Origin of the sequence: Yinghuangia sp. YIM S09857 (assembly GCF_051388915.1) — a bacterium.
In the GTDB taxonomy this organism is placed as follows: domain Bacteria; phylum Actinomycetota; class Actinomycetes; order Streptomycetales; family Streptomycetaceae; genus Yinghuangia.
This window is the reverse complement of record NZ_JBPKBH010000016.1, coordinates 154193-161859: the sequence shown is the minus strand read 5'-3', so window position 1 is coordinate 161859 and position 7667 is coordinate 154193. Positions and strand designations below refer to the sequence as shown.

Genomic DNA, 7667 nt, shown 5'->3' with positions numbered 1-7667 from the left:
AGCGGCGGCCGGGTCGGACGACCGGGCCGCCGCGCGGGATACGCAGGAAGAGTTGGACAGGGCGCTCGGAGAGGTGCGGGCGCTGGCCGCGCTCGTGTGAGTCACGGGTGGCCGTGCCGCCTGCGTCAGGCCGCGGGGCGCGCGTAGACGCGGTCGGCGAGGAAGAACGCGGTGGACTCGTGCACCTGGAAGGTGAGCGAACGGCCTCCGCCGACCTCGGAGGTACCGAGCAGGCGTACGTCCTGGCCCTCGCCGAGTGCGGCGCTGACCAGTTCGGCCACGTCCCGGTCGGACGGCATGACGACGATCGAGCCGCCGTCGGCGAAGTCGAAGACGTCGAGCCCGCCTGCGGTCCCCGAGCGGACCGCCGTGACGGCGGTGCCGCGTGCGGCGACGCCGAGCAGGTGTGCGCCGGTGAGGTGCGGCGGGAGCATCGGCGGCAGCGCCTGGGACGGGTGCGGGGTGGTGGACCGCAGCGGCGGCATCCCGGCGGAGGCGGGCGGCGGGGTGAGCGCGGCCATCGCGGGGTCCTGCCGGGGTATGCGGGGCGCGGGGACGTCGGACGCGGCATCGGACGGGATCGCGGACGGGACGTCGGAGGGGACGTCGGAGGGGAGAGGCGCCGGGACCTCCGACGCGATCTCGGCCGCCGCCCCGCCGAGCACCTTCGGGCTGTGGCCGGGCGCGTTTCCGGAGTCGGCCGCGGTTTCGGGGGCCGGCGCGTCCTCGAAGACGAGCTCGCGAACGGCGTGGGCCTCGGCGTCGGCAAGGCCCTCGGACTCGAACATCGCCGCCGTGGGCGCCACCTCCCTCGGCCCGTCCGTCCGGCGCTCGGCGCGGGAGTGCAGGGCGCGGCTGGCCGCGTACCCGATTCCGGCGGTGCAGGCGGCGGCGATGAGGGCGGGGAGAACGTACGACGACATGGCGGACCTGGACCCTTCGCAGACGTGAGTGTGTTCGGGTTGTCGGATTCCTCCGGGGGTTGTGCAGGTTTTCCGGGGGTGACTCCAGGCTCGCCCGCGGCGGCGGGTCCGCGGCAGGGTGCGACGTCCTGACCTGCGGGGACCTTTGGCATCGGCCGAACGGGTGACGCGGTGGCCGCGGCCCGGGAACGGCGAAACCCACCTGAGAAACGTGCAGCTCAGGTGGGTTTCGCGGGTTATACGTGAGATGTCTGTTACAGGTCTTTCGGCCGGGACCACCGCCGGGGCCGCGGCAGCGGCCGACGCGGCTCCCCGGACCGGGTCAGCTCAGGCGCTCCAGCACCATGGCCATGCCCATGCCGCCGCCGACGCACATCGTCTCCAGGCCGAACTGCTTGTCGTGCCACTGGAGCGAGTTGATCAGCGTGCTGGTGATGCGCGCGCCGGTCATGCCGAACGGGTGGCCGATCGCGATCGCGCCGCCGTTGACGTTGACCTTGTCCAGCTCGAAGCCCAGGTCCCGGTACGACGGGATGACCTGCGCCGCGAACGCCTCGTTGATCTCGACCAGGTCGATGTCCGCGCTGGTCAGTCCGGCGCGCGAGAGGGCGAGGCGCGAGGCCTCGACCGGGCCGTACCCCATGATCTCCGGCGACAGGCCGGTGACCGCGGTGGAGACGATGCGGGCCAGCGGGGTCAGGCCCAGCTCGCGCGCCTTGGTGTCGGACATGACCACGACCGCGGCGGCGCCGTCGTTGAGCGGGCACGCGTTGCCCGCGGTTACCGTGCCGTCGGGGCGGAACACCGGCTTGAGCTGCGAGACGCCTTCGAGCGTGGTGCCCGCGCGCGGGCCGTCGTCCTTGGTGACCACGGTGCCGTCGGGCAGCGTGACCGGGGTGATGTCCTTGGCCCAGAAGCCGTCCGCGATGGCCTTCTCGGTCAGGTTCTGCGAGCGGACCGCGAACTCGTCCTGGTCGGCGCGCGTGACGCCCTTGGCCTGCGCCAGGTTCTCGGCGGTGTAGCCCATGCCGATGTAGACGTCCGGCAGCAGGCCCGACTCGCGCGGGTCGGACCAGGTGGTGCCGTCCTCGACGGCCGCGGCGGTACGTGCGGCGGCGTCCGCGAACAGCGGGTTCTTGGTGTCCGGGATCGAGTCGCTGGAGCCCTTGGTGCGGGTCGAGCTGACGATCTCGACGCCGGCGGAGATGAAGACGTCGCCCTCGCCCGCCTTGATGGCGTGCATCGCCATGCGGGTCGTCTGGAGCGACGACGAGCAGTAGCGGGTGATCGTGGTGCCGGGCAGGTGGTCGAAGCCGAGCATGACGGCGACATTGCGGCCCATGTTGAAGCCCTGCTCGCCGCCGGGGAGGCCACAGCCGAGCATCAGGTCGTCGATGTCCCGCGGGTCCAGCGAGGGGACCTTGTCGAGCACGGCCTTGACCATGAGGGCGGTCAGGTCGTCGGGACGCACGTCCTTGAGCGAGCCCTTGAAGGCGCGGCCGATGGGCGAACGCGCGGTGGCGACAATGACTGCTTCGGGCATGGACTACTCCTTGGCCGTCTCGGTACGAGGACAGGGGTGGTCTCTCGTCTGGAGCTGAAGCTACTTCCTGGTAGTCGAGGAGGCGAGGGGCCGGACCGCATTGGCGGTGCGATCTGCCCCACGTCCGACCTGACGGCCAGTCAGATCAGGCTACTCGACGGGGCCTCGCTGCCCTCCGCCGAGTCCCGGCCGCCCTTGCCCCGGCCCTCGCCCGCACCCTTGCCCGACGTACCCGCGGACGCCCCGGCCTCGTCGGCCCGGTCCTCCGCCGCGTCCTCCGCCTGCCCGTCGGTTTGCTCGTCGGACTCCGCGGGCGCCGGAATGCGCCGCCTGCGGCGGTGCCGCAGCAGGGCCCAGCGGCCCCGGGGGCCGCGCTCGTTCCCCGCGACCTGTGTCCCGGCGACCTCGGTGCCGCCCTCCTCGACCGCCTCCACCGCCGCGACGGCGATCGGCAGCACGCCCTCGCCGCGGAAGCTGTCCGGGCGCTCCTCGTCCAGCGGCCACAGGTCGAGCGCGGCGCAGACGGACGGCAGGATCGCCATGGCCGCGGTCGAGTAGCCCTCCGCGGAGGGGTGGAAGCGGTCGGGCCCGAACAGGTCGCCGGGGCGCGCCGCGAACTCCGGTCCGAGCAGCGCGCCGATCGACACCGTGCGCCCGCCCGCCTCGACCACCGCGATAGTCTGCGCGGCCGCGAGGCTGCGGCTCCACTGCCGGGCCAGGTAGCGCAGCGGCTGCGCGATCGGCTCGATGGTGCCCAGGTCGGGGCAGGTGCCCACGACGACCTCGGTGCCGGCCGCCAGCAGGCGCCGGGTGGCCTGCTCCAGGCGGCGCACCGAGTCGGCGGGGCGGACCTGGTGGGTCACGTCGTTGGCGCCCACCATGATCATCGCGACCTCGGGGTCGGCCTCCAGCGCCAGCGTCACCTGGCGCTCCAGGTCGGACGACTGCGCCCCCGACTTCGCCACGTTGGTCAGTTCTACGGGCCGCTCCGCGACCGCCGCGAGCCCGCTCGCCAGCAACGCGCCGGGCGTGTGCAGCGGATTGTCGACGCCGAGCCCGGCCGCAGAGGAGTCGCCGAGCACCGCGAGGCGGATCGGCGGGCCGTCGAACTCGGGGAACTCGCCGTAGACGCCGTCCGCGGTGGGGGGCTGGCCGACCGGCACGCCGACGGTGCGCCGGGCGATCTTGGCCTCCGCGTACAGCACCGCGACCATCGCACCGGTCAGGATGCCGACGCCGCCGCCACCGAAGGCGGCGGCCGCGGCGATCCGGCGCGCGGCCCTGGTCCGGATCATCGCGGCGGCCCGGAAGTGGTCGGGGTGTTCATCGGTCCGGACTCCTCCCGTCGCGCGCTTCGGCAACCCGTGCGACGACCCTAACCGACGGTCACGACGCGCCATTCCCCGCGAGGCCCGCGGACGGAGCCACGCGGGGTATCACCCGGGATATTTCGTCCTAAGGTGTCCGTTGACCGGTCACCCCGGTCACCCTGGCGGACCAGGGAAGGACGCGAAGAGGAGCCCCGTGCGCTACGTCGACTCGATGCTGGACCTGATCGGCAACACCCCCCTGGTCAGGCTCAACAGCGTCACGCAAGGACTGCGGGCGACCGTGCTGGCGAAGGTGGAGTACCTCAACCCCGGGGGCTCGGTGAAGGACCGCATCGCGGTGCGGATGATCGACGCCGCCGAGGCGTCCGGGCAGTTGCAGCCGGGCGGCGTGATCGTCGAGCCGACGTCCGGCAACACCGGTGTGGGCCTGGCGATGGTCGCGCAGCAGCGCGGCTACCGCTGCATCTTCGTGTGCCCCGACAAGGTGAGCACCGACAAGATCAACGTGCTGCGGGCGTACGGCGCGGACGTCGTGGTCTGCCCGACGGCCGTCGACCCGGCGCACCCGGACTCGTACTACAACGTGTCGGACCGCCTGGTGCGGGAGACGCCGGGGGCGTGGAAGCCGGACCAGTACTCCAACCCGCAGAACCCGGAGTCGCACTACGTCGCCACCGGCCCGGAGATCTGGGAGCAGACCGAGGGGCGCGTCACGGCGTTCGTCGCGGGCGTGGGCACGGGCGGCACCATCAGCGGCACCGGGCGCTTCCTGAAGGAGGTTTCCGGCGGAGCGGTGCGGGTGATCGGGGCGGACCCGGAGGGGTCGGTGTACTCGGGCGGCAGCGGTCGGCCGTACCTGGTCGAGGGCGTCGGCGAGGACTTCTGGCCGACCGCGTACGACCGCACCGTCGCGGACGAGATCATCGCGGTGTCGGACCGCGACTCGTTCCTGATGACCCGTCGGCTCGCGCGTGAGGAGGGCCTGTTGGTCGGCGGCTCGTGCGGCATGGCGGTGGTGGCGGCGCTGCGCGCGGCGGAGGGTCTGGGGCCGGACGACGTCGTCGTGGTCCTGCTGCCGGACTCCGGACGCGGCTACCTGTCGAAGATCTTCAACGACGAGTGGATGGCCGACCACGGCTTCCTGGAGGCGGCGCCGGGCGAGGCCAAGGTCGCGGACGTCCTGTCGCGCAAGCAGGGCGGCCTCCCGGCGCTCGTGCACGTGCACCCGGACGAGAGCGTCGGCGAGGCGATCGGCATCCTGCGGGAGTTCGGGGTCAGCCAGATGCCGGTGGTCAAGCCGGGGGCCGGGCACCCGGACGTGATGGCCGCCGAGGTCGTCGGCAAGATCGCCGAACGCGACCTCCTCGACGCCCTGGTCTCCGGCCGGGCCGGGTCCGACGACCCGTTGGAGAAGCACATGTCGTCCCCGATGCCGGTGGTCGGCTCGGGAGAGTCGGTGGCCCGCCTCGCCGCCGTCCTGGAGTCTGCGGACGCCGCGCTGGTTCTGGTCGACGGCAAACCGCAGGGGGTAGTGACCCGACAGGACTTGTTGGGTCACCTCGCAGGGACGTGAGGGTCGCGGGGACGTGACGTTTCCGGGGGTGCGATGTCTCCGGGGTGCGATGTCTCCGGGGGTGCGACGCCCCCTGGGGTGCGACATCCCCGGGGCGCGATGTCTCCGGGTGCGACGTCTCCGGCGGGCCCAGGCGGTCGGGAGCGACCCGCCGACCGTCTGGGCCCACCCCGGAACTCCCCATCCCCACCGACCGTTTGGCTGGTAGGGGGCCACAACTCGCCGATTTTCCCCACTCGTGTCCTGCGGTGCCGTGCTCCCCACGCGCGACGGCCCGCCGGAACCTGGTTCTTACACGATTGGCCCGCTTCGTATCGGCTGGTCATGTCGGCGTAGCCGGGGCGTAACACCTCCAGGGCACGGTTGATCGCGTGCCCAATCACGCACGGAGGTGATCAACCATGGCGCTGTGGCGAGTTCGTGCGCAGGTCGACGACGATCCGGGACGCCTGGCCCGGCTCACGGCGGTGCTGGCGGCGCAGGACGCCAACGTGCTGGCCCTCAGCGTCCAGGCGTGTGAGGGCGGCCCGGTCGACGAGTTCTTCGTGCACACCGCCTGCGACGGGACCGCGCTGCGCGACGGCCTGGTCGCGGCCGGCGGGCGCGGCGTGGTCGCGGTGCCCGCCGACGCGCACGAGTTGGTCGACGGGCCCACCAAGGCCCTCGTCCTGGCCGCCCACCTGCGTGACCGCCCCGACGCGCTGCCGCAGTCCCTCGCCGAACTTCTCGGCGCGACCGAGGCGGTGTGGACAGACCCCGACGTGTCCCTCGGCGGCGTCTACACGGGCGATCCGGACGTGCTGTACGTCCCGGTGCCGGACGGCCGTGCGGTGCGGGTCACGCGTCCCGGCATGCCCTTCACCATGACCGAGGCCGCCCGAGCCGCCGCGCTCGCGCGCATCCCGTCCGAGGCGCCCATGCCGCCGCCCGCGTCCACCGGCACGTGGCTGCTGCTCGCCGACGGCACCGAGGTGCTGGTGCGTCCCGGCCGGACCGACGACGTCGACGGCGTGCAGCTCATGCACGACCGCTGCTCGCCCGAGAGCCGCCGCCTGCGCTACTTCACCTCGATCCCGCGCCTGCCGCGCCCCGCGCTCGAACGCCTGCTCGTGCCCCGAGCCGGCGTCACCCTGGTCGCGGTACGCCCCGACGGCGGCATCGCGGCCGTCGGCTCCCTCCTGCACACCACCGAGCCCGGCAGCGGCGAACTCGCCCTGCTGGTCGAGGACGCCTGGCAGGGCCGCGGCCTCGGCACCGCGCTGCTGCGGCGCCTCGGCTCGCTCGCGCAGTCCCGCGGCATGGCGGAGCTCCGCGCCCACGTGCTGCCGGGCAACCGCCGCATGCTCGGCGTCTTCGACCGGGCCGGGCTGACCGGGCGACGCACGTACGAGGAGGGCGTCGTGCGGCTGAGCATGCCGGTCGTGCGCGGCGCGCCGCGGGGCCGCTGCGCGTGACCGAACAGCCGCGCGGCGCGTCACCCGGAAGGTCCCGCGCCCCGCGCCACTAGGCTCCTGCCATGGACACCGCACCTGTATCCGACAACCCCCAGTTCATCCGGCTGAGCCTGGACATCGTCCTTGAGGTCACCGATGAAGGGGCTTTGCGCGCCGCGGCCTTGGAGGCCGTGAAGGGCGACGAGGACCTGACCGCCGAGGAGCGTTCCGACGCGGTCGCGGCGATCGACGCCGACCTCGCCGAGTCGGTCTCGTACCTGATCGACCCGTTCAGCCTGGTCGCCGATGTGCCCGGCACCGAGCTGAGCGAGGCGGGCTGGCAGTCGGAGGGCGCCGAGTACGTGCCCGACGACGAGGACGAGGTCGACGAGGACGAGGCCTGACGTACCTCGCGGAGGCCGTCCGACCGGCCCGCTCCGCGTCCCGACGAGTCGGCGCCGCCCGAGTCACGGTGTCGGCTCCCAACGGGTGAATCCCGCTCGGGGGCGTTGCCCGCTCCCGAGCTCCTTCGTTGTCCCGGATGCCGCGCCGGTTCGCGCGGCACTGTGACATGGAGGATCAATGAACACGGTCAAGAAGGCGGTCTTCGTTTCCGCCGCCGCCGGCGGTCTCCTGGCCGCGGGCATGGGCGCCGCCTACGCCAGCTCGGACGCGGACGGCGCGACCACGGGCTCGCCCGGCGTCGCCTCGGGCAACCAGATCCAGGTTCCCGTGCACGTTCCGGTCAACGTGTGCGGCAACACGGTCAACGTCATCGGTCTGCTGAACCCCGCGTTCGGCAACACCTGCATCAACAACGGCTGACGTCGGCACCGCGCGGCCGACGCCGCGGCACACGGCGGG

At 73.0% G+C, this 7667-nt stretch carries 7 protein-coding genes; 4 read left to right on the top strand and 3 right to left on the bottom strand.

All coding sequences use genetic code 11. From position 1 onward, the window contains the following. Positions 1 to 125: 125 nt before the first annotated feature. The 3 genes from ACRX5S_RS29225 to ACRX5S_RS29215 form a co-directional block, all read right to left on the bottom strand. A complete protein-coding gene (locus tag ACRX5S_RS29225) occupies positions 126 to 923 on the bottom strand; it encodes a hypothetical protein (protein ID WP_436776132.1) in 798 nt (265 codons plus the stop codon). A 322-nt stretch (positions 924 to 1245) separates the two neighbouring features. Then, positions 1246 to 2466, bottom strand: coding sequence for an acetyl-CoA C-acetyltransferase (locus ACRX5S_RS29220; RefSeq protein WP_436776131.1), 1221 nt, complete (start codon positions 2464 to 2466; stop codon positions 1246 to 1248). Between the two features lie 140 nt (positions 2467 to 2606). Continuing rightward, complete coding sequence (locus tag ACRX5S_RS29215) at positions 2607 to 3761, bottom strand: SGNH/GDSL hydrolase family protein (RefSeq protein ID WP_436776130.1); 1155 nt, start codon at positions 3759 to 3761, stop codon at positions 2607 to 2609. A gap of 229 nt (positions 3762 to 3990) precedes the next feature. Here ACRX5S_RS29215 and ACRX5S_RS29210 point away from each other — a divergent pair, with 229 nt between their 5' ends. The 4 genes from ACRX5S_RS29210 (at position 3991) to ACRX5S_RS29195 (ending at position 7628) form a co-directional block, all read left to right on the top strand. Beyond that, the gene (locus tag ACRX5S_RS29210; protein ID WP_436776129.1) at positions 3991 to 5370 is read left to right on the top strand and encodes a cystathionine beta-synthase; all 1380 of its coding nucleotides are present in this window, start codon (positions 3991 to 3993) and stop codon (positions 5368 to 5370) included. A 401-nt stretch (positions 5371 to 5771) separates the two neighbouring features. Beyond that, the gene (locus tag ACRX5S_RS29205) at positions 5772 to 6824 is read left to right on the top strand and encodes a GNAT family N-acetyltransferase (RefSeq protein WP_436776128.1); all 1053 of its coding nucleotides are present in this window, start codon (positions 5772 to 5774) and stop codon (positions 6822 to 6824) included. A 62-nt stretch (positions 6825 to 6886) separates the two neighbouring features. Continuing rightward, positions 6887 to 7207 (top strand): hypothetical protein, encoded by a 321-nt coding sequence (locus ACRX5S_RS29200; protein ID WP_436776127.1) that lies wholly within the window; start codon positions 6887 to 6889, stop codon positions 7205 to 7207. A gap of 178 nt (positions 7208 to 7385) precedes the next feature. After that, complete coding sequence (locus ACRX5S_RS29195; protein ID WP_436776126.1) at positions 7386 to 7628, top strand: chaplin; 243 nt, start codon at positions 7386 to 7388, stop codon at positions 7626 to 7628. The last annotated feature ends 39 nt before the right edge of the window (positions 7629 to 7667 follow it).

Bases quoted from the DNA above. Each gene is read 5' to 3' on its own strand.
- ACRX5S_RS29225 (WP_436776132.1), bottom strand. From the start codon at position 923: ATGTCGTCGTACGTTCTCCCCGCCCTCATCGCCGCCGCCTGCACCGCC.
- ACRX5S_RS29215 (WP_436776130.1), bottom strand. From the start codon at position 3,761: ATGATCCGGACCAGGGCCGCGCGCCGGATCGCCGCGGCCGCCGCCTTC.
- ACRX5S_RS29195 (WP_436776126.1), top strand. From the start codon at position 7,386: ATGAACACGGTCAAGAAGGCGGTCTTCGTTTCCGCCGCCGCCGGCGGT.
- ACRX5S_RS29200 (WP_436776127.1), top strand. From the start codon at position 6,887: ATGGACACCGCACCTGTATCCGACAACCCCCAGTTCATCCGGCTGAGC.
- ACRX5S_RS29220 (WP_436776131.1), bottom strand. From the start codon at position 2,466: ATGCCCGAAGCAGTCATTGTCGCCACCGCGCGTTCGCCCATCGGCCGC.
- ACRX5S_RS29205 (WP_436776128.1), top strand. From the start codon at position 5,772: ATGGCGCTGTGGCGAGTTCGTGCGCAGGTCGACGACGATCCGGGACGC.